This window comes from Weissella sp. LMG 11983, assembly GCF_025908495.1.
GTDB classification, from domain to species: Bacteria; Bacillota; Bacilli; order Lactobacillales; family Lactobacillaceae; genus Weissella; species Weissella fermenti.
This window is the reverse complement of the sequence record NZ_JAOZFD010000001.1, coordinates 657,338-677,386: the sequence shown is the minus strand read 5'-3', so window position 1 is coordinate 677,386 and position 20,049 is coordinate 657,338. Positions and strand designations below refer to the sequence as shown.

Below are 20,049 nucleotides of genomic sequence, written 5' to 3'. Positions count from 1 at the left end.
CCAGTTCACTACGGTGGACTGGTTTTTTTGTGCTTTTTTAAGGGGTGGTGATGTATGTCGACGCGTTGCGTCGAGGCATGAGGGCTGGGGACTATCTCCGACAAAGTTCAAACCAGGGCAACCGAATGGCGCAGACGCCATTCAGCGGGGCAAATAATTCCCCCTAATCCTTCAAATCCTGAGTGGCCTTGTCTGAATAGCGCTGGCCATGCGGCATGTTGCCCCAGTTTGAACGCTCCGATAGTCCCCAGCCCTCATGCCAGCAGCCGAGATATTCTAGTCCGTTATGGCTTTACATCTACCAGATACCAAATGGGTGAACAGTTGACCTCAAAGAATTGCGGTAGATGACAGTCGAAGAATTAGAGTATTGCTTGGCTGCTGTGCTTGGCCCCGCCACGCGTATAGACACGTGCAGACCTTGACCCGCAGGTGTGGGTTCTTAGCGGTTTTACCGCTTAGAGCCACGGGAGGTAAAGGCGTACGCGCCAACGGCGTGGACTCCGCTCCCTGCAGGTCATGGTCTGGACGTGTTAGCGTGCCCTAGAAGGGGACAAGCACTCCGGCCGTCAGGACGGACACTTACCACTATCCCTGTTGTTTGCGAAATGATTAACCACATAGCCGGGCGTGTCCAATAAATGGTATAATGTTAGCACGATAAAAACGGAGGACGGAAACCATGGCTAAGAAAGAATTGGTTATTGTCACAGGAATGAGTGGTTCAGGTAAAACTGTTGCGATTTAAGCCTTTGAAGACTTGGGCTACTTTACTGTGCAAAACCTACCACCTGCAATGTTGCCAAAGTTCTGGCAGATGATTTCTGATGAAGATAACATCCAACGTGCAGCAGTGATGATTGATTTGCGATCACAAAGTTTCTTTGATGATTTAGATGATGAAATTAAGATGATGTCAGCTAATAATAATGACTATTATGATTTGAAGATTGTCTACATTGATGCGACTGATGAGGAATTGGTAGCACGTTATAAGGAAACTCGTCGTTCACACCCGTTGTCAGGGGACAAGGGCACGTTATATGGGATTCAAACTGAACGTCATCAATTGTCAGAAATTCATGACATGGCCAGTGAAGTGATTCATACAGACGACTTTGCGCCACGTCAATTACGTAACTATATCTTGGAGCACTTCGGTTCAGATGAGGACCGCGAAGGAACGTTTGCGGTTCAGGTGATGAGCTTTGGATTTAAGTACGGTATTCCAGTTGATGCAGACTTGCTAATTGACGTCCGCTTTTTGAAGAATCCCTACTATATTACCGCGTTGCGTGAGAAGACGGGATTGGACAAAGAAGTCTGGGATTACGTCTGGGCTAGTGAAGATGCTGAAGAATTTTATCAACGTGAGAGTAGCTTGGTTAAGTGGTTGCTTCCTAAGTACAAGGCGGAAGGTAAAAGCACGTTGACAATTGCCTTTGGTTGCACAGGTGGTCAACATCGTTCGGTTGCCTTCGCACATCGTTTGAGTCAAGATTTGGCTGGCGAGTGGAAGGTTAACGAATACCACCGTGATATCAATCGTCGCAAGGAGAGTAGTAACCGATCATGACAGAAGAATTTACGGTTAAGACGACGCCAAAAATTGTTGTAATTGGTGGCGGATCAGGTCAACCGGTCATTCTGCGCGGTTTGAAAAAATTCGACACCGATTTGACAGCAGTCATTACGGTAGCTGATGATGGGGGATCATCTGGGACGTTGCGCGATTATTTGAATATCGTGCCACCTGGAGATATTCGCAATGTTATGGCAACGCTATCAACATTGCCGCAAGAAATCATTGATATTTTCCAATATCGCTTCCATGAAAATGATGATATGCTTGCCAATCATGCTTTGGGGAATTTGATTATCGCTGCAATGGCTGAAAAGGAACACGATATTTTTGAAGGTGTGCAAATCCTGGCTAAGTTTATGGGCATTCAAGGACATGTTTATCCAGTTGCAAACGAACCGCTAATTCTGCATGCCAAGTTCAAAGACGGCACAGAGCTATCAGGTGAAGCTGAAATCACCGCCGCACATAAGGCAATCGATCATATTTGGGTGACACCACAACCAGATTCTGAAAACGAAGTTGCGCAAGCACCAAGCGAAGTGATTAATGCCATTTTAAACGCCGATGTGATTGTGCTTGGGCCGGGAAGTTTGTTTACAAGTATCTTGCCTAACTTGGTGGTGCCAAATGTTGCGGAAGCATTGAAAGCGACACGTGCCAAGGTTGTGTACATCGCCAACATCATGACGCAAAAGGGTGAAACAGATGATTTCTCCGATGCGGATCATTTGCGTGCTTTGAATAAACATGTTGGTGATAATGTGGTTGATGCAGTCATTATGAACACTGGTATCGTGCCAGACGATTATATTGACTGGAAAAAGTGGAATGAGGTGTCACATCAAGTGACCTTTGATCCAGAAGAGGTGCGTCATGAAGGGGCAGTCCCTGTTTTGGGTGACCTACTTGAATTGCGTGATGATGGTGCTTTTCACGATGGTGACATCGTTACGCAATTGATTATGCAAATTGCTGACGCGAAGGAATTGTAGGAAGGAGGAGGCTTATGTCGTTTGCGAGTGATGTCAAAAAAGAATTGACGATGCTGGAAATTAATAATCCGGACAATGCAAAGGCAGAGTTGTCCGCCTTGTTGCGCATGAATGGATCATTAGGTCTATCAAACATGCGCTTTACGTTGAATGTGCAGACTGAAAATGCGGCGACAGCACGTCGTATTTTGGGATTGTTGCAACAGTTTTATCAGTTGCCATCTGAGATTTCAGTCCGTCGTCAAATGAAGTTGAAGAAGAATAATTTGTACGTCGTTCGTATTGTGCAAGGCGTAAATGAATTGTTAGACGACTTGCATATTTTTGAAGATTTTGAATTATTGCCAACGGTACCTGACGAATGGTTGGCTGATGAAGGAAAAGCACGCTCTTATTTGCGTGGTGCCTTCTTGGCGGCCGGATCGGTTAATAATCCAGAAACGAGTCGTTATCACTTAGAGATTTACTCTCTATATGAAGAGCAAGCTCACCAATTGGAAGAGCTGATGAACCGCTTTGATTTGAATGCCAAGGTGGTTGAACGTCGCTCAGGTTATATCGTTTATCTGAAGGAAGCCGAAAAAATTGGTGATATGCTCATGGTCATCGGGGCAACGAATGCCATGCTTAAGATGGAAGATGTGCGTATTATCCGTGATATGCGTAATTCAGTTAACCGTTTGGTAAATGCTGAAAACGCCAACTTGGATAAGACGGTCAATGCGAGTCAAAAGCAAATCGACGATATCGAATTTTTGGACAACGAAATCGGGTTGGCGCGTTTGCCAGAAAAGCTGCGTGAAATTGCGGAAGTGCGTTTAGCACACCGTGAAGAACCTTTGTCGGAACTTGGTAAGTACGTGCCATCAGGTGAAATCTCAAAGTCTGGGGTTAATCACCGCTTGCGTAAGTTGACGAAAATGGCCGACGATTTGCGAACGACAGGGGCGCTTCCTAAAGGAATTTCATAGGATGGCTCATATCGTTTGACCATGTTTGACGAACTGTCTACAATAGGGGTATGTTCTGATTCTGAACATCAGGAGGAAAATAAATAATGTTACCAATTCCATACGTTATCGAACAATCATCACGCGGGGAACGTTCATACGACATCTTCTCACGTTTGTTGATTGATCGTATTATCATGGTCAGTGGACCAATTGAATCACAAATGGCAACGGCAATTATTGCCCAATTGCTATTCTTGGATGCCCAAGATCCAGATAAGGATATTTACATGTACATTAACTCTCCTGGTGGAGAAGTTAATGCCGGTATGGCCATCTATGACACAATGAACTTTATCAAGGCCGATGTTCAAACGATTGTTATTGGTTTGGCAGCATCAATGGCGTCTGTTTTGGCATCTTCAGGTGCTAAGGGCAAGCGTTTCATGTTGCCTAACTCACAATTCATGATTCACCAACCATCAGGTGGTGCACAAGGACAACAAACTGAAATTGCAATCGCAGCCGAAGAAATTTTGAAGACTCGTAAGAAGTTGAACGAAATTTTGGCAAGCAATACAGGAAAGCCTTACGAGCAATTGGAGCGCGATACGGAACGTGATCACTGGCTAGATGCTGATGAGTCACTTGAGTATGGCTTGGTCGATAAGATCATGACGAGCGCCAACGAGCAAAAGTAATACCTAGTCTTTTAGAGAAAAGGCGTCTCCCGTTTTGCGGAGACGCCTTTTTGCTTTTCTGCAAAATATTTGCACCTTTGTGAATAAAAGTTCATGGTTTTTTGGGGAAGGTTTGCCAGGTGATTTCCTTAACAAATGGTAGTGGTATACTGGTGCACAAAAAGTATGGCGTACCAAATGCGGGATAACCATTTTGCCTTAGTCCACAAAACATGTTGACTTCTTCACAAGTTACCTTATAATGAATAAGTGTTAAGAAACGCTTTGGAGGAAAAAAGCATGAAGATTTTTGCTTACGGTATTCGCGAAGACGAAAAGCCATCATTGAACGAGTGGATTGCAGCTCACCCAGAAGTTGAAGTGGGCTACACTGATAAGTTGTTGGACCCTGAGACAGCAAAGTTGGCAGAGGGAGCCGACGCTGTTAACGTTTACCAACAATTGGACTACACACGCGAGACTTTGACTGCCTTGCACGAGTTGGGTATCAACAAGATGTCATTGCGTAACGTTGGAACTGATAACATCGATTTCGATGCTGCACGTGAGTTTGACTTCTCAATCTCAAACGTGCCAGTTTACTCACCAAACGCTATTGCTGAGCACTCAATGATTCAAATGTCACGTTTGTTGCGTCGTGCAAAGGCTTTGGATGCAAAGATTGCTAAGCACGATTTGCGTTGGGCACCAACAATCGGACGTGAAGTTCGTATGCAAACAGTTGGTGTTATCGGAACTGGTCACATCGGACGTGTTGCTATCAACATCTTGAAGGGCTTCGGTGCAAAGGTTATTGCTTACGATCTATACCGTAACGCAGAATTGGAAGCTGAAGGCATTTACGTTGATACTTTGGACGAGTTGTACGCACAAGCTGATGTTATCTCATTGTACGTGCCAGGTGTTCCTGCTAACCACCACATGATCAACGCTGAGTCAATTGCAAAGATGAAGGACGGTGTTGTCTTGGTTAACGTTTCACGCGGTAACTTGATGGACATCGACGCTGTTATCGACGGTTTGAACTCAGGTAAGATTTCAGACTTCGCAATGGACGTTTACGAAGAAGAAGTTGGTTTGTTCAACGTTGACTGGTCAGACAAGGAATTCCCTGACGCAAAGATTGCTGATTTGATTGCTCGTGAAAACGTATTGGTTACACCACACACGGCATTCTACACGACTAAGGCTGTTCTAGAAATGGTTCACCAATCAATGGATGCTTCATTGGCATTTATTAACGGTGAGAAGCCTGCTATTGCAGTTGAATACTAATCGTGATAACTTACTTTAAGTAAGTAATTATTTTATTGTTTATCCTCCTTCAAATAACTGATTTGACGTTGTGAGATTCGTCAATTGGGAACTATTTGGTGCGAGAGACGTTTTGGTTTGAAAGGTATAATTTAATATTATGACGAGCGAATTTTTTGACGGCTCATACGAGCTAAAGTTAAAGGATTTCTTCTTCAAGGTACTTTCTGGTTCAGCTCAAGGTATCTTGATTGGTGTTTTGCCATCAGCCGTTATGAAGTACATCTTGAAGATGTTCGGAACGGCACAATGGGCGCTTGATTTGTCAGCTATTTTGACGCTGTTCTCATCATTCATTCCATTGTTGATTGGTGTTGCGATTGCTATGCAATTCCGCATGAAGGCGCTTGATGTAGGTGTTATGGCCATTGCGGTTGGTGCTGCTTCAGGATCAATCAAGTGGGCCGTTGCACCAAAGGGCTTCGTTAACCCAATTACGGGTGCACCACAAGTTGGTAATGTTTACATCGCCGCTGGTGCTGGTGACGTTATCAATGCCATCATCGTTGCTGCAGTTGCAGTATTGGTAATCTGGTTGGTATCACGATACCTAGCTGGATTTGGTTCAGTTGCTATCATCTTGAGCCCAATCGTAATTGGTGGTGGTGTTGCCTTGTTCGGTCGCGCTATCGCACCTTACGTTGCTTACATCACGACTTGGGTTGGTGATGCTGTCCGTTTGGCTACTGATTTGCAACCATTGCCAATGTCAATTGCCATTGCAATGGCCTTCTCATTCATCATCATTACGCCAATCTCAACGGTTGGTATTGCCTTGGCAATTACGTTGTCAGGTTTGGGTGCTGGTGCTGCCGGAGCCGGTGTTGTTGCAACGACAGTTATCTTGTTGATCAACTCATGGAAGGTTAACAAGAAGGGAACGACGGTTGCTATCTTCTTGGGTGCCATGAAGGGTATGATGCCATCAGTATTTAAGAAGCCAGTTATGATTTTGGCCTTCTTGGTTGCCGCAGCAATTACGGCTATCCCAGTTGCTTTGTTCAACGTTCAAGGAACGCCAACTTCAGCCGGATTTGGTTGGATCGGAATGGTTTCACCATTGCAATCAATGTTTACGTTTGACGCTGCTGAAGCTGAAATCGTTAAGCACACGATTAACTTTGTTCAATTCTTGATTGTTTGGTTCATCGTGCCAGCTATTGCTGGTTTCGTAGTCGACTTCTTGTTTACTAAGATTTTGAAGTTGTACTCACCATCAGACTTTGAACAAGAAATGTAATTAAAACAATTAATGCCACGTATCTCGATTTGAGATGCGTGGCATTTTTTTGCATATTTCACCCACATTCTCATAACGCTTATGGCGTGAGTTTAACAAATGATGAGGCTAAAATGATAGTAGATAAAGCAACCTGGGGGTGTCGGAGGTTTTAGACCAACAGCTGCTGTGATAATCGGAAAGGGTGATAAGTGACATGGAGAAATATGATTCATTGGCGACAGCGATTATTCGCAATGTAGGTGGTGCAGGAAACGTCGGTAAGGTGATTCACTGTGTCACGCGTCTGCGCTTTTATTTAAAGGACCCTAGCTTGGCGAATACGGGCGCTTTGATGAAACTCGATAAAGTGGCGGGAGCAGTCTATAACGAACCGCTACGACAGTATCAGGTTGTTATAGGACCAAGGGTTGCCGATGTTTACGATGTGGTGGTTGATCAACTTGGTAATGGGGTGGCAGACCCAGAAGAAACTCATGAGGCAACGTTGCTCGGGGTGGAGCCTGAGCAGCCACATCGCTCGCTATTGCAACGAATACTGGGAAAATGAAATAAAACAGACTGGGAAGGTCGGTGGTTTTAGACCTCCGACGTGACCGAGTCGCCCTTATCAGGCGTAAGACTAACAGCTGCTGTGACAAAAAAAGACCTCTATGAACTGAACCCCAAAAATTGGAGTGAAGTTTAAGCGGCTAACTGGTCGGAAAGATTTCGGTATTGAACCGGAGTTCTTCCGGCCAGTTTTGTTTTTATCCGCTTATTGTTGTAGTAATAGACATAGTTAGTTATGGCGGACTTTAATTCGTCATAACTTTGATAGTGGTTGTTATGTACCGTTCCTACCTTCAAGATGTGGAAGATACTCTCAGCCATTGCGTTATCTAGGCATGTCGCTTTGCGACTCATGCTTTGGAACACACGGTTAGTCTTTAGCCGTGATACATACTCATAATTTTGATATTGGAAACCTTGGTCAGAGTGAATTGTCATTCGATAATTCAATTCTGGCCTATTTTGTAGAAGCTCATCTAATGGCTTTGTGACGAACTCGACAGTTGGATGAATATCGATATTCCAAGTGAGAATCTCACCACTATAAACATCAATATAGGCGGTGAAATAAGCACGTTCAGCCATCGTGCCTGATCCCCAACGGACTTCAGTGACGTCGGTGAGAACCTTCTGATATGGTCGATCCGTTGTGAACCGACGGTTTACACGATTCGGTGAGATATGTCCGACAGTGCCGGCGTAAGAATTGTACTTCCGTGTCAGACGGTTGAAAGCAGTACAGAGAAGCCCGTTCATCTTCATAATTTTCAGCACAACCTTATGGTTGGTGTTGAAGCCACGATTACGAAGCTCTTGTGTGACACGACGGTAACCGTAGTCCGGGTTGTCATCACGAATTGATATAATCTCATCAATTAACTCACGTGGATACTCCTTGTACGCACGCTTGCACGCGTCATGATAACTACTGCTAGACATCTCGGCTACTTGAAGAAGCAGCTTCAACTTGCACTTCAACTCTTGCCTTAGCACAGTGATTACTACCGCTTTGTCTTGGTTTGTAATTTCTTCTTTTCCTGAGCTAAGGCCTCGAGTTTTTCCAAGTAGGCTACCTTAATTCGAAGTAGTTCATTCTCTTCTTCGAGCTTCTTGATCTTGTCGTGTTCTTGCTTATTCATAGTTCGTTTCCGCCTTCGTTTATCAGGTTTTAGCCGACCAGACTCCAACGCACGTTCCCACTGCCAAATCAACGAAGGGCTAGTCACCCTGAACTTTCTCGCTGCTACAGGATAAGACGCGTGATGTGTAAGTCGCCAATTAATTACCTTGATTTTAAAGGAATACGGATAACTTGTCTGCTTTCTATGGGAATCTTTAATTCCATATACTCCGTCACGTTTTATGGAGTCCACCCAGATTCCAAGCGTTGATGATCCCTTAATTCCGAATTTCTTGCGTATTTCAACAGTCGGTACACCTTTGAGGTACAGAGAAACTGCTTCTATTTGAATTTCTTTTGAAAACATACAAAAACCCCATGAGTTAGATTTGCTCCAACTCATGGGGTTCAGTTCACTAGGACGAATCCTAGAGGTCTTTTTGTCGCTAATTACTTAGGTGAAACAACTTGCTTACCCTTGTATGAACCATCAGCGGCCACGTGGTGGTTACGTACGTAAACACCGTTTTCGTTCATGTGGATAGCAGGCGTCTTAAGTCCGCCTTGACCACCGCGACGTGAGCGCTTTGCGTTCTTTGAAGTCTTACGTGCAGGAACTGCCATAGATATATCCTCCCTTACACCGCCGTGTAGAAAGTAGGCAGTGTTTATTAATAATCGATTATTTTTTCAACTGTTCTAAGTTACATTATTTTTTGGAAGTTGTCAAGGGGTCATCCCCGAAACATCAAAAGGCGTAACATTGTGGAAACCCCGTCATTTCAAGCTCTGAGAGTTTACAAAAGATACTTTTAGTAAGATAATGAAACGTACCAAAAAACAAGGAGGCATATTTACTGATGAGCGAAAATTCAGTAAAGGATCCGGCAGACGTAAACGCACAAGCGTCTGGTGGTCCAAGTTTGGCGGAAATCAACAGCACAGTGGAAGTTCCACAAGGCGGCGGATTTTTGCGTAAGTTGATGGCCTGGAGTGGGCCAGGAGCGTTGGTTGCTGTGGGTTATATGGACCCAGGTAATTGGATTACATCAATTGTCGGTGGTGCACAGTACCACTACCTATTGATGTCTGTGATCTTAGTGTCTAGTTTAATTGCGATGTTGTTGCAGTATATGGCGGCTAAACTAGGAATTGTGGCTCAGAAAGACCTGGCCCAAATGACACGTGACTCAACTAATCAGTTCGTTGGATATATTCTATGGATTATGACCGAACTTGCAATCATGGCGACAGAAATGGCCGAAGTTATCGGTGCAGCGATCGCCATTCACTTGCTGTTCGGGTTGCCATTGCTATGGGGTGTGATTATCACTGCCCTAGACGTTTTGCTATTATTGCTATTGATGAAGTTAGGGTTCCGTAAGATTGAAGCAATCGTCGTGACGTTGATTGCGGTTATCTTGCTTGTCTTCCTATACATGGCAGTCTTGGCTAAGCCTGACATGGGCGAAGTTGCCGTGAACTTGGTGCCACACAGTGACATTTTGAAGCACGGACAATTGATGTTGGCGCTTGGTATCGTTGGTGCCACGGTTATGCCGCACAACTTGTACTTGCACTCATCAATCTCACAAACGCGTAAGATTGATCGTTCATCTAACAAGAGCATTAAGGAAGCAATTCGCTTTACGACATGGGATTCAAACATCCAATTGACGGGAGCATTCGTTGTTAACTCATTGCTATTGATTGTCGGAGCTGCTTTGTTCTTCGGACATGGTTCTGATTTGGAAGCCTTTGGTGATTTGTTCAACGCCTTGAACAATAAGGAAATCGTTGGTGCCATTGCGAGTCCAGTCTTGAGTATGTTGTTCGCAGTTGCCTTGTTGGCATCAGGACAAAACTCAACGATTACTGGAACGTTGACTGGTCAAATCATCATGGAAGGGTACACGCACTGGCACTTGCCAATGTGGTTGCAACGTTTGCTAACCCGTGGAATTGCTTTGATTCCAATTATCATTTTCGCGATTGTCTTCGGGGCAACAGAAGGTGCATTGGATAAGCTATTGGTTTACTCACAAGTCTTCTTGTCAGTGGCCTTGCCATTCTCGATGTTCCCATTGATTTACTTTACGTCATCTAAGAAGTACATGGGTGAGTTCGTAAATCCTAAGTGGGCAACCTGGCTGGGATATGCGATTTCAATTATCTTGACGGGATTGAACATCCAATTGATTTTCAACACACTAGCACCGCTATTTAAGTAATAGGAGACGAAACTTATGGTAGAAGCAAAGCATTTTAAGCACGTATTGGCAGCCGTTGATGATTTAGAACTTGGTCAATTGGCCTTGGTGAACGCAATTCACCAAGCACAAGAAGATGGGTCTAAGCTAACAATTTTGTCAGTATTTGAAGCTGATCAAATGAATGTGTTCGACTACTTTTCAAAGGAAAAGAACGCAGCCGCTCGTGAAGATGTTGAGCAAGCATTGGAGCGTTACCGCCAAGTGGCAGTTGACGCTGGTGTCCCAAACATTGAGACGCTTTTGTCTGAAGGTGAGCCAGGTGAGGTTATCGTGAAGGATGTGATTCCTTCAATTAATCCTGATATGGTCGTGATTGGCTCACACTCACAAAAGGGTGCTGAGAAGTACTTCGGTTCACAATCAAGCTATGTGGCTAACAATGCCCCAATTACAGTGATGATTGTCCGTTAATTAAGTATTAGAAGAGAATTGCTAGTGATAGCGGTTCTCTTTTTTTATAACCTCTTTTTTTGGCTGACAAGGTTTGTGCTTTACTGTACAATAGTTAGCGTTATACAAATCTTTGGGATATTTTTGGGAGGCAGTAATGGAGCTTTTAAGCGAGTATATCGACGCGTATTTGTCGACTCTGAAATACTTGGACGAAGTCGTCTCTGAACCGGCAGCGGATTACGGACTATCATTCGAGCAGTATTTGATTATGCATAGCATTGCACAACAAGACGGGCTGACGTTGACGGACGTTGTTGAACGACGTCATGTGACTCGGGCAGCGGTGTCACGGCAAATTAAGATGTTGCTCAAGAAGGAGTTCATCTATCAGGAACCGGATACGGCGGATCGTCGTCGCATGTTGTTGCATCTGACGGTGCGAGGCAGGGAAGTTGAAAACATCGTGACGAAGCGAGTTGAGAATCGTTTCGATGGTTGGGTACAAGCTTTTGGGGAAGAGCAAGCCCACAAGGTGTTGGCGTTTATCCGCCAATTCGACGATAAGGTCGTGTCAAAGACTAAGGCCAAAATTAAGGCGCGTAATTTAGACGAACGCTAATACAAAACGACCAGGTTTGAGGGGACCTGGTCGTTTTCTTTTTGGACTTGAAATCGGTAGAGTGTGTGTTGTATGATATAGAAGTTGATTTTGGGCATTAGCCAAGCGGTAAGGCAACGGTTTCTGGTACCGTCATGCACTGGTTCGAATCCAGTATGCCCAGTAGAATAACTTTGATAACGTTGATATGTCGGCTTTTTGCTCGATGTATCAACGTTTTCTTTTTGCGGTTGGAAAATATAGCCCTTGCGCTTTCGAGGTGGGTTCAGTAAGATTTAGGCTGTAGTCAAACTTACTTTAAGTTAGTTTGGTGATAAGGGACAAGACGCGTGCATTTAGAGAAGGGGAAAATAAATGGCAGACGTTACGTATAAGATTACGCATCTCACGGTGCAGGGAGCAAACAAACAGGCAATGCGCCTGTTTTATCGTGATATTTTGGGGCTGATTGAACACGAAGTTGCAGAGAACGAATTTTCATATGCATTTACAGCCGGCGAAGCGCCATTCTTAAATATTGTATTTGGTGGTAAGACTCCTGTTGAAAGGCGCGGGGGCTTGTATCATTTCGCAATTCTATTACCAGGCGCGGGTAGTTTAGCAACTTTAATTGACCGTTTGATTCGCTTACAGTACCCAATGGGAGCTGGTGATCATGATGTCAGCGAGGCGTTCTATTTGAATGATCCAGATGGTAACGGTATTGAACTGTATCACGACCGGCCGAAGGAAAATTGGCGTTGGGACAATGGCATTGTAACGATGGGGACGGCAAATGTCGATGTTCAGGCGTTGCTTGCACAAAAAAATGATGTGTGGACCGGCTTCCCAGTTGGGACGACAATTGGACACGTTCATTTTGTTGGCGATAGCTTAACAAAGGGGGATGACTTCTTTGGCGCGGTACTTAATATGGATACGACGTATGTAATTACTGACAACGCGCACTTCTATTCGCACAATCATTATCACCATCATCATGCATATAATACGTGGTTAGGAAATGGTGTTAAGATGCGTCAAGAAAATGAAATTGGTCTCGTTGACTGGCAAGTTTTGGTGGATGAAGCATATTTTAATGAGTTGACGCAACGTGTGGCTCACAAGTTATTGGATGAATCAACATTGCTAATTGATGATCCATTTGGAAACAAATTAATTGTAGAAAAGCGTTAATATATACAAAACGGCTGGAACTGATACGTTCCAGCCGTTTTTCTTTATAGATAATAATTTAGCAAGCTACCAACGCCATAAGCAACAATCGCGGCGACGTAACCAACCGAAAGCGTACGCAGAATTTCCGTACGTACTTTTTGTTCAGAAAGATTGGCTTTCACCCAGCCTAACAACGCCAACGATACACCAACGATGATAAAAGCAATCGGAAAAGCAATGGCTTTGTCGTGAATTAATGCGTTCGTGATTAAGTATGCGCCTAATGGAATTAAGCCAAAGACGTTGAACGAAATGAAAGTTGCAATGCCGGCTGCCAATGCCTTGCTTTTGGATTGGTTATTATCTGATGTGGCTGACAGGTAGGCACCAGCCCCCATCGAAAACCCATCAGCTAACAAGTTCGAAAATCCAAGGATGATGATAACGATATTTGAAACGTTACCACCAACTGATCCGGCAACAACTGCAAATGTTGTAATAATGCCATCTAAGCCACCATATACGATGGCTGAAACGTGTTTTTTCATTTATTTTCTCCCGCTTCCCTCGTTGGTGATAAAACTAATATATCAATTAAAAATGATTATTTAATGGTGATTCAACGCCGGATGGAAAGTGTTTCAAAAACGAAACGAATTAAAGCCAATATTCAAGTCCTAATTAACTGACAGTTAAACAGAAATTGTATAATATTTAGTAAGAGAGGGGGAGAAGATATGTTTATACAAAATACATTTAGTGATAGCTCGCTGACTGTTTTGTTGGTTTCGCTACTTGTTTTCTACCCGATTTTCGGAAGTATTGTTTGGATTATTGGGGCACTTAAATACCGTAGCATGATTAAAACCAATACGCCGGTGATTCCGGAAGGTATGGTTTTGCCTAAAGTTTCGATTTTGGTTGCGGCCCACAATGAAGAACTACAAATTGATAATACAATCCGTCGTATGCTTTACGACTTGAACTATCCAAATTATGACTTAATCATTGCGTCAGACGGTTCGACTGACCGAACGAATGAAATTGTGTTGGAATGGACAAAAAAAGATCCGCGTGTCCGTCTAGTTGAGATTCAGGAAAACATGGGGAAAGCACACGCAATTACGCAAGCCGCGTTTTACAGTGATGCCGAATTTTTCTTAGGGATTGATGCTGACAGTTTTATTATTGGCGATGGCCTCAAAGATATGATGGCTTATATGTTGGTGGATACAGACTTTTCACCAGCTAATCGTGTTGGTGCCGTTACTGGTGCGCCAACGCCCATGAATCGTTCATCGATGTTGGCGAAGTTGCAACTTGTTGAATATAACTCAATCATCGGGCTGATCAAGCGTGCGCAATCAACCATCGGCCGTTTGTTTACCGTTTCTGGCGTGGCGGCGTTGTATCGCCGTGATGCGGTTGTAGATGCTGGTTATTGGGACACGATTATGGCTGCTGAAGATATCGCCATGTCATGGGACATTCAATCACGCGGTTGGCGTATCGCATATAGCCCAAGTACGTTCTCATATATGGACGTGCCAACGACAGTTAAGCAATTGGTTAAACAGCGAATCCGTTGGGCTATCGGTTCAATGGACGTCGTGTCAGCCTACTGGTTGAAGATTTTGACTCACCCACGCAAGACGTTCCCAATGATTTTCTTGTTGTTAGATAACATCATTTCAACCATCTGGTCGCTATTCTGGGTGGCTTCAATGATTGTCACATTCTTCTATATTTTCGTGAATTTCTCTTGGGAGAAGCTATACGTCTTCACGACGGTTGCTTCAGCTTTGGTTATTTTCCAATTTATTTTCGGAATGTTGCAATTGAAGCTGTCACTTAATTATGGGTCGGAACTTGGGGATGATACCAATAAGTACTTCAGATTTGCTGGCTGGTATGTCTGGGCCTATTGGATTTTGTCACCAGTTACGACAGTGCTGGCCATTCCGCAGTTCATCAGTCGTTTGATTGTGGGACGTAGTGGAACTTGGACATCTCCTGAACGAACGAATCTTGATGGGACGGAGGATGACGAGTGATGGATCAGTGGATTGAAAAGTTTAATCAGATATTGAAGATGAATAAGACCATCACCCAAACGACGCAAGAAATGCGTGACGTGTTGGACGGACGAGTTCATCGTATTAGCCTATTCGCTAATCGACTGGCTGACAGTGTAGCGTTGGTGATTGCGATTGTTGCCATGTATTTGTATTGGGGCACATCGCTGATGCATGCCTTTCTTGGTGAGCGAGATAATATGGTCATCATGCTAGCTGTTGGCGTCATGGGATTTGGATTAGGCCTGTACATTATCGGTCGCCCAATTGCCCGAATTTACGCGGGTCATGCACTCGCCAAGCAAGCGAGTGAATTGGATGAGTTAATCGATGATATTAAGTTGTCTAACGATTACATTATGGAAATTCAAGCGATATATGCCGATGAGGGGTTGCCGATGCGTGCAATTACTTCGGAAAAGATTATCGAAGCAGTATTGATGAACGTTCGTGTTGGGGCATTTAAGACAAAGCAAGATATTGTAGATTTCATGCAGTCAGTTGATGATCGCGAAGATTTAATTATCGATACACCGGTTTTCCAATTTTATAAGATTGTGAACCGCTATCGGTTTAAGCCGAATGAGACGGCCGATGTGATTCGAGATGACATTAGCCGCACGGCAAGAGGGAGAATATGGTAGAGAAGAACAATTTTGATAAGACGTTGGTTTACGATGCCTATTTAGACAAAGACACAAAAGAGACTGGATTGGAAAAAAAGCGTCGCACGTGGCTACGTGTCCGCCAAACGTTAATGATGATTGTGGCTTGGACGATTACGGCAGTGCCGTTTTTGATTCTGTTGTTCCAAGTTTACTTGGCATTAACGCCAAATTCGAGATATCATTTCTTGGCGGTGAGTGGCTACTGGCCAGTGTTGTTCGCTAACTTGGTGACGGTTATTTTGTCGATGCTGGCGTTAACGATTGGTGTTAGCTTCATTGTTCGCAATCAAATTAACGTCAACATGTTTACGTACGATAACGAAGAGCAAGAGTGTGTGGCTCACTTGCACGATGTTTACGAAAAGCGTCTTTTTGTAGAAGAAACATTCCAGGTGAATGGTGATACAAAAGCGCAACACATTGTGGTTAAGCCAACGGATAATCTGTATTATGATGAAATCGACAAGGTTTGGAAATCTGAAGATAACCAAACCAAGGAATACAGTCCAAATACAATTTAATAGTTGAAAGCGCTTGTGAATAATTGTTTCACAAGCGTTTTTTTATCACATAATTGGGTCGCACCATTTACGGGACACCTAGTTTTCACAAAACATTCACAACATTTGTCGTTTGTGATAAACTGAATAAGAATTAAAACTTATATTAGGTACGTGGAGGAATATAATCATGGCACAACACCACCAAAAGGTTGTTCTTGTCGGAGACGGTGCAGTTGGATCATCATACGCATTTGCTTTGATGCAACAAGGTATCGCCGAGGAATTGGTTATCGTTGACATTATGAAGGAGCGCACTGAAGGTGACGCATTGGACTTGGAGGACGCTGCTCCTTGGACGTTCAACAAGAACGTTTACTCAGGTTCATACGACGATGCTAAGGACGCCGATTTGGTTGTTATTACGGCCGGTGCTCCACAAAAGCCAGGTGAGACGCGTTTGGACTTGGTTGACAAGAACTTGAAGATCATCAAGTCAATCGTGTCACCAATCGTTGAATCAGGATTTAACGGTATCTTCTTGGTTGCCGCTAACCCAGTTGACATCTTGACGATGGCCGTACAAAAGTTCTCTGGTTTCCCAAAGAACCGTGTATTCGGATCAGGTACGTCATTGGACACTGCGCGTTTGCGTATGGCATTGGCTAAGAAGTTCAACGTTTCTCCAGAAGCCGTTGATGCTTACATCTTGGGTGAGCACGGTGATTCAGAATTCGCTAACTTTGACGAAGCTCAAATCGGTGGACGTCCTTTGAAGGTTTGGGCTGCTGAAGCAGGTATCTCAGACGAAGATTTGGACCAAATCTTGTACGAGACTGCTTACAAGGCATATGAAATCATCAACCGTAAGGGCGCAACGTTCTACGGAATTGGAACGTCATTGGCTCGCATCACGCGTGCTATCTTCCGTGACGAGAAGATGGTATTGCCTGTTGGTGCTTGGATGGACGGTCAATACGGTTTGAACGACATCTACATCGGAACGCCAGCCGTTATCGGTGCAAACGGTGTTGAAGCCGTTGTTGAAGCAACGTTGTCAGAAGAAGAAGCTGCTAAGATGGCTGCTTCAGCTAAGACGTTGAAGGAAGTCGCTGAAGGTGGCTTCGCACGTTTGGAAGCTTAATAAACAACAATTAGAAATGGTGAATCCACTTGGGTTCACCATTTTTTGTATCCTTTTGACGGAATTTCACAAACTTCAAAACTTTAAAACGCTTATCGTTATTAAACTGGGGTTAGTTTCTTATTCTTAATTTCACAAGAAGTATTATGACTACTCATTTCTAAAAAGAAAGCGTACAATACAACTTATTAAGTATGTAAGCAATTATTTGAAGAGGTACAAAAACGCATGTCTGAGATTAAGAAGTACGGTGCCGACTTAGTTGTCGACAGTTTGAACAACCACGGCGTTGATTTGGTATTTGGTATTCCAGGTGCTAAGATTGACCGTTTGTTTGAAACGTTGGAGCACCCAGCTGAAGGCGCAGTTTCACCAAAGTTGGTTGTGACGCGTCACGAACAAAACGCAGCCTTTATGGCCCAAGGTTTTGCCCGTATTACTGGTAAGACTGGTGTTGTTATTGCAACGTCAGGTCCTGGAGTTGGAAACTTGGCATCAGGTTTGATGACGGCTAGCGCTGAAAATGACCCTGTTTTGGCCATCGGTGGTCAAGTACCACGTAAGGACTTGTACCGTTTGACGCACCAAAGCACGCCATCGGCTGCTTTGTTTGAGCCAATTACGAATTACTCTGTTGAAATTCAAGACCCAAACAACATTTCAGAAATCTTGTCTAATGCGATTGCACAAGCTAATGGTCCAAAGCCAGGTGCTGCCTTCGTTTCATTGCCACAAGATGTTGACGATGCCGTTGTTGACGCTAAGGCTTTGCCACAAGTAGCACCTGCTCGTATGGGGTCAGCTGCCATTGATGACATTGCATGGTTGGCTGAGCAAATCAAGCAAGCAGAAATGCCTGTTTTGTTGGTTGGTGCTCGTGGTTCTGACGATGCAACGACGGAAGCTTTGCACGAGTTGTTGACGCAAACGACTTTGCCAGTTGTTGAGACGTACCAAGGTGCTGGTGTTATCTCACGTGATTTGGAAGAGAAGACGTTCTTCGGACGTATTGGATTCTTCCGTAACCAAGTGGGAGACCAATTGTTGGCCCAATCAGATTTGGTTGTAACGGTTGGTTACGACGCTATCGAGTACGAGCCACGTAACTGGAACAAGGATGCTAACTTGCGCATCGTTGCTTTGGATACGGCAGCTGTTCAAATTGATAACAACTTCACACCAGAGCGTCAATTGGTTGGTGCTTTGGCTGACACGTTGTCAGTTTTGAAGGATAAGGTTGCTGGTTACGAGTTGCCAGTTGCCTCACAAAACAAGTTGGCTGAATTGAAGGCTGCTTTGCGTGCCGCAGACGAGCCAAAGTACACGCCAGCTGATGCTGGTTTGAACCACCCATTGAATGTTATTAAGTCATTGCAAAACCACATGACAGATGAGATGACGTTGACGTCAGATATTGGATCACACTACTTGTGGTTGGGACGTCACTTTAAGTCATACGTACCACGTCACTTCTTGATTTCAAACGGTATGCAAACACTTGGTGTTGGATTGCCATGGGCTATGGTTGCCGCAATGGTTCGTCCTAACGCTAAGGCTGTGTCTGTTTCTGGAGACGGTGGCTTCTTCTTCTCTGGTGTTGAGTTGGCTACGGCCGTACAAATGAACTTGAACACGGTTCACATTGTTTGGCAAGATAACCACCACTACGACATGGTTAAGTTCCAAGAAGAGATGAAGTACGATGGTAAGTCAGCAGGTGTTAAGATTGCTGACATTGATATCGTAAAGTTCGCCGAAGCGGCTGGAGCCAAGGGATTACGTGTCGATTCACCTGATCAATTGGATGCTGTTTTGGATGAAGCATTTGCGACTGAAGGACCAGTTGTTGTTGAAGTCCCAGTTGACTACTCACACAACTATGAGTTGATGTCACAATTGATTGAATCAGAAATCTAATCGTCGAAAAGGTGTCCGCTTGGGCACCTTTTTTGCAAAATAAGGAGGATAACATGGCAGTTGTTTTTCAACATAGTACATTAGCAGCACTGATGGCCGGCCTTTTGGGCGGTACAATGCGTGCTGGAGATTTGCTTGAACACGGTGACACGGGAATTGGTACGTTGCACGGAGTTGATGGTGAGGTTATCATTCTCGATGGTGAAGTTTATCAAGCTGACCAAACGGGAAAGGTTAATCACATCACAGACATGGATGCGATGATTCCATTTGCGACGGTACACAACAATGATGATGCAACGGAAACTATCACGTTACAAAATGTTGATATGGCCCACATCGATGTGATTGATGAGCGTAAGTTGGCCAACAACTTCTCAGCAATTGTCTTGCGTGGCGACTTTGAACACGTGCAGGTCCGCGTTGCCCCAAAGGCATCCGAGCCGTTCCCATCATTGCTTGAGCTATCGGAAAATCAACCGGTATTTGATCGTGATAATGTGTCAGGTACACTTGTGGGATACTACTCACCAGAGCTGTATCACGGTGTCGTTGCGGCTGGGTGGCACGTGCATTTCCTAAGTGATGATCGTGAGTTTGGTGGTAGCGTTTTGGCATTTAATGCAAAAGAGTTGTCAGGCGAACTTACGGTTTTTGCTGATTATGAGTTGCATTTGCCAATTGAAAATCAAGCCTTTCGTGAGCACAATCTTGATATGAATGGCCTAGATGATGCGATTCATGCAGCTGAAGGTAACAAGAAAGACTAATCGAATGGCGGACAGATGCGACTAGCGTCTGTCTTTTTCTGTTGTGTAGCGTACAATAGACGGTGAGTGAATTATATA

At 44.2% G+C, this 20,049-nt stretch carries 19 protein-coding genes, 1 tRNA gene and 2 pseudogenes; 18 read left to right on the top strand and 4 right to left on the bottom strand.

Annotated features, from left to right (window positions below):
- Window positions 1–682: 682 nt before the first annotated feature.
- The 7 genes and pseudogenes from rapZ to OIT45_RS03575 all read left to right on the top strand — a co-directional run.
- Window positions 683–1,576, top strand: a pseudogene (gene rapZ / locus OIT45_RS03605) (RNase adapter RapZ).
- Window positions 1,573–2,577 (top strand): gluconeogenesis factor YvcK family protein, encoded by a 1,005-nt coding sequence (locus tag OIT45_RS03600; protein ID WP_199403786.1) that lies wholly within the window; start codon window positions 1,573–1,575, stop codon window positions 2,575–2,577. The pseudogene rapZ and the gene OIT45_RS03600 overlap by 4 nt, the downstream one beginning before the upstream one ends.
- A gap of 14 nt (window positions 2,578–2,591) precedes the next feature.
- Window positions 2,592–3,548 carry a DNA-binding protein WhiA gene (gene whiA, locus OIT45_RS03595; RefSeq protein WP_003608714.1) on the top strand — a complete coding sequence of 319 codons (957 nt, stop codon included), beginning with the start codon at window positions 2,592–2,594 and terminating at the stop codon, window positions 3,546–3,548.
- An 86-nt stretch (window positions 3,549–3,634) separates the two neighbouring features.
- On the top strand, window positions 3,635–4,228 hold the full coding sequence (locus tag OIT45_RS03590; protein ID WP_003608713.1) for an ATP-dependent Clp protease proteolytic subunit: 594 nt from the start codon (window positions 3,635–3,637) through the stop codon (window positions 4,226–4,228).
- Between the two features lie 279 nt (window positions 4,229–4,507).
- A complete protein-coding gene (locus OIT45_RS03585; RefSeq protein ID WP_135797214.1) occupies window positions 4,508–5,503 on the top strand; it encodes a D-2-hydroxyacid dehydrogenase in 996 nt (331 codons plus the stop codon).
- A 139-nt stretch (window positions 5,504–5,642) separates the two neighbouring features.
- Window positions 5,643–6,782, top strand: coding sequence for a PTS sugar transporter subunit IIC (locus tag OIT45_RS03580; RefSeq protein ID WP_003608708.1), 1,140 nt, complete (start codon window positions 5,643–5,645; stop codon window positions 6,780–6,782).
- 196 nt (window positions 6,783–6,978) lie between these two features.
- Window positions 6,979–7,266, top strand: a pseudogene (locus OIT45_RS03575) (PTS glucose/sucrose transporter subunit IIB); the annotation flags it as partial.
- Between the two features lie 200 nt (window positions 7,267–7,466).
- Here the strand turns inward: OIT45_RS03575 and OIT45_RS03570 are convergent.
- The 3 genes from OIT45_RS03570 to rpmF all read right to left on the bottom strand — a co-directional run bounded on the left by OIT45_RS03570 (window position 7,467) and on the right by rpmF (window position 9,078).
- Window positions 7,467–8,327 (bottom strand): IS3 family transposase, encoded by an 861-nt coding sequence (locus OIT45_RS03570; RefSeq protein WP_264329911.1) that lies wholly within the window; start codon window positions 8,325–8,327, stop codon window positions 7,467–7,469.
- Window positions 8,328–8,335: 8 nt separating this feature from the next.
- Complete coding sequence (locus OIT45_RS03565; RefSeq protein WP_087043610.1) at window positions 8,336–8,821, bottom strand: helix-turn-helix domain-containing protein; 486 nt, start codon at window positions 8,819–8,821, stop codon at window positions 8,336–8,338.
- Between the two features lie 83 nt (window positions 8,822–8,904).
- Window positions 8,905–9,078, bottom strand: a complete 174-nt coding sequence (gene rpmF / locus OIT45_RS03560) for a 50S ribosomal protein L32 (RefSeq protein WP_003608705.1) — start codon at window positions 9,076–9,078, stop codon at window positions 8,905–8,907.
- Between the two features lie 236 nt (window positions 9,079–9,314).
- Between rpmF and OIT45_RS03555 the strand changes: the two genes are divergently transcribed.
- The 5 genes from OIT45_RS03555 (at window position 9,315) to OIT45_RS03535 (ending at window position 12,915) form a co-directional block, all read left to right on the top strand.
- Window positions 9,315–10,685 carry an Nramp family divalent metal transporter gene (locus tag OIT45_RS03555; protein WP_135797216.1) on the top strand — a complete coding sequence of 457 codons (1,371 nt, stop codon included), beginning with the start codon at window positions 9,315–9,317 and terminating at the stop codon, window positions 10,683–10,685.
- A gap of 15 nt (window positions 10,686–10,700) precedes the next feature.
- Window positions 10,701–11,138 carry a universal stress protein gene (locus tag OIT45_RS03550; protein WP_264339871.1) on the top strand — a complete coding sequence of 146 codons (438 nt, stop codon included), beginning with the start codon at window positions 10,701–10,703 and terminating at the stop codon, window positions 11,136–11,138.
- A 136-nt stretch (window positions 11,139–11,274) separates the two neighbouring features.
- Window positions 11,275–11,739 (top strand): MarR family winged helix-turn-helix transcriptional regulator, encoded by a 465-nt coding sequence (locus tag OIT45_RS03545; RefSeq protein WP_135797218.1) that lies wholly within the window; start codon window positions 11,275–11,277, stop codon window positions 11,737–11,739.
- A 91-nt stretch (window positions 11,740–11,830) separates the two neighbouring features.
- A tRNA-Gln gene (locus OIT45_RS03540) sits at window positions 11,831–11,902 on the top strand.
- Window positions 11,903–12,093: 191 nt separating this feature from the next.
- Window positions 12,094–12,915: a VOC family protein gene (locus OIT45_RS03535; RefSeq protein ID WP_199404082.1), complete on the top strand. Its 822-nt coding sequence runs from the start codon at window positions 12,094–12,096 to the stop codon at window positions 12,913–12,915.
- Between the two features lie 44 nt (window positions 12,916–12,959).
- Here OIT45_RS03535 and OIT45_RS03530 read toward each other — a convergent pair whose 3' ends face one another.
- Window positions 12,960–13,445, bottom strand: coding sequence for a VIT1/CCC1 transporter family protein (locus OIT45_RS03530; protein ID WP_135797220.1), 486 nt, complete (start codon window positions 13,443–13,445; stop codon window positions 12,960–12,962).
- A gap of 189 nt (window positions 13,446–13,634) precedes the next feature.
- Here OIT45_RS03530 and OIT45_RS03525 point away from each other — a divergent pair, with 189 nt between their 5' ends.
- The 6 genes from OIT45_RS03525 (at window position 13,635) to budA (ending at window position 19,971) form a co-directional block, all read left to right on the top strand.
- Window positions 13,635–14,951 carry a glycosyltransferase family 2 protein gene (locus OIT45_RS03525; protein ID WP_199404081.1) on the top strand — a complete coding sequence of 439 codons (1,317 nt, stop codon included), beginning with the start codon at window positions 13,635–13,637 and terminating at the stop codon, window positions 14,949–14,951.
- Window positions 14,951–15,616, top strand: a complete 666-nt coding sequence (locus OIT45_RS03520; RefSeq protein ID WP_135797222.1) for a hypothetical protein — start codon at window positions 14,951–14,953, stop codon at window positions 15,614–15,616. Before OIT45_RS03525 ends, OIT45_RS03520 begins: the two co-directional genes overlap by 1 nt.
- Window positions 15,610–16,161 carry a hypothetical protein gene (locus OIT45_RS03515; protein ID WP_199404080.1) on the top strand — a complete coding sequence of 184 codons (552 nt, stop codon included), beginning with the start codon at window positions 15,610–15,612 and terminating at the stop codon, window positions 16,159–16,161. The genes OIT45_RS03520 and OIT45_RS03515 overlap by 7 nt, the downstream gene beginning before the upstream one ends.
- 169 nt (window positions 16,162–16,330) lie before the next feature.
- On the top strand, window positions 16,331–17,284 hold the full coding sequence (locus tag OIT45_RS03510; RefSeq protein WP_199404079.1) for an L-lactate dehydrogenase: 954 nt from the start codon (window positions 16,331–16,333) through the stop codon (window positions 17,282–17,284).
- A 228-nt stretch (window positions 17,285–17,512) separates the two neighbouring features.
- On the top strand, window positions 17,513–19,201 hold the full coding sequence (gene alsS, locus OIT45_RS03505; RefSeq protein ID WP_199404078.1) for an acetolactate synthase AlsS: 1,689 nt from the start codon (window positions 17,513–17,515) through the stop codon (window positions 19,199–19,201).
- 53 nt (window positions 19,202–19,254) lie between these two features.
- Window positions 19,255–19,971, top strand: a complete 717-nt coding sequence (gene budA / locus OIT45_RS03500; protein WP_264339870.1) for an acetolactate decarboxylase — start codon at window positions 19,255–19,257, stop codon at window positions 19,969–19,971.
- Window positions 19,972–20,049 lie beyond the last annotated feature (78 nt).

What these genes read in the sequence shown, in the direction of transcription:
- OIT45_RS03600 (WP_199403786.1), top strand. Translation starts at nt 1,573, where the DNA reads ATGACAGAAGAATTTACGGTTAAGACGACGCCAAAAATTGTTGTAATT.
- whiA (WP_003608714.1), top strand. Translation starts at nt 2,592, where the DNA reads ATGTCGTTTGCGAGTGATGTCAAAAAAGAATTGACGATGCTGGAAATT.
- OIT45_RS03590 (WP_003608713.1), top strand. Translation starts at nt 3,635, where the DNA reads ATGTTACCAATTCCATACGTTATCGAACAATCATCACGCGGGGAACGT.
- OIT45_RS03585 (WP_135797214.1), top strand. Translation starts at nt 4,508, where the DNA reads ATGAAGATTTTTGCTTACGGTATTCGCGAAGACGAAAAGCCATCATTG.
- OIT45_RS03580 (WP_003608708.1), top strand. Translation starts at nt 5,643, where the DNA reads ATGACGAGCGAATTTTTTGACGGCTCATACGAGCTAAAGTTAAAGGAT.
- OIT45_RS03565 (WP_087043610.1), bottom strand. Translation starts at nt 8,821, where the DNA reads ATGTTTTCAAAAGAAATTCAAATAGAAGCAGTTTCTCTGTACCTCAAA.
- rpmF (WP_003608705.1), bottom strand. Translation starts at nt 9,078, where the DNA reads ATGGCAGTTCCTGCACGTAAGACTTCAAAGAACGCAAAGCGCTCACGT.
- OIT45_RS03555 (WP_135797216.1), top strand. Translation starts at nt 9,315, where the DNA reads ATGAGCGAAAATTCAGTAAAGGATCCGGCAGACGTAAACGCACAAGCG.
- OIT45_RS03550 (WP_264339871.1), top strand. Translation starts at nt 10,701, where the DNA reads ATGGTAGAAGCAAAGCATTTTAAGCACGTATTGGCAGCCGTTGATGAT.
- OIT45_RS03545 (WP_135797218.1), top strand. Translation starts at nt 11,275, where the DNA reads ATGGAGCTTTTAAGCGAGTATATCGACGCGTATTTGTCGACTCTGAAA.
- OIT45_RS03535 (WP_199404082.1), top strand. Translation starts at nt 12,094, where the DNA reads ATGGCAGACGTTACGTATAAGATTACGCATCTCACGGTGCAGGGAGCA.
- OIT45_RS03530 (WP_135797220.1), bottom strand. Translation starts at nt 13,445, where the DNA reads ATGAAAAAACACGTTTCAGCCATCGTATATGGTGGCTTAGATGGCATT.
- OIT45_RS03525 (WP_199404081.1), top strand. Translation starts at nt 13,635, where the DNA reads ATGTTTATACAAAATACATTTAGTGATAGCTCGCTGACTGTTTTGTTG.
- OIT45_RS03520 (WP_135797222.1), top strand. Translation starts at nt 14,951, where the DNA reads ATGGATCAGTGGATTGAAAAGTTTAATCAGATATTGAAGATGAATAAG.
- OIT45_RS03515 (WP_199404080.1), top strand. Translation starts at nt 15,610, where the DNA reads ATGGTAGAGAAGAACAATTTTGATAAGACGTTGGTTTACGATGCCTAT.
- OIT45_RS03510 (WP_199404079.1), top strand. Translation starts at nt 16,331, where the DNA reads ATGGCACAACACCACCAAAAGGTTGTTCTTGTCGGAGACGGTGCAGTT.
- alsS (WP_199404078.1), top strand. Translation starts at nt 17,513, where the DNA reads ATGTCTGAGATTAAGAAGTACGGTGCCGACTTAGTTGTCGACAGTTTG.
- budA (WP_264339870.1), top strand. Translation starts at nt 19,255, where the DNA reads ATGGCAGTTGTTTTTCAACATAGTACATTAGCAGCACTGATGGCCGGC.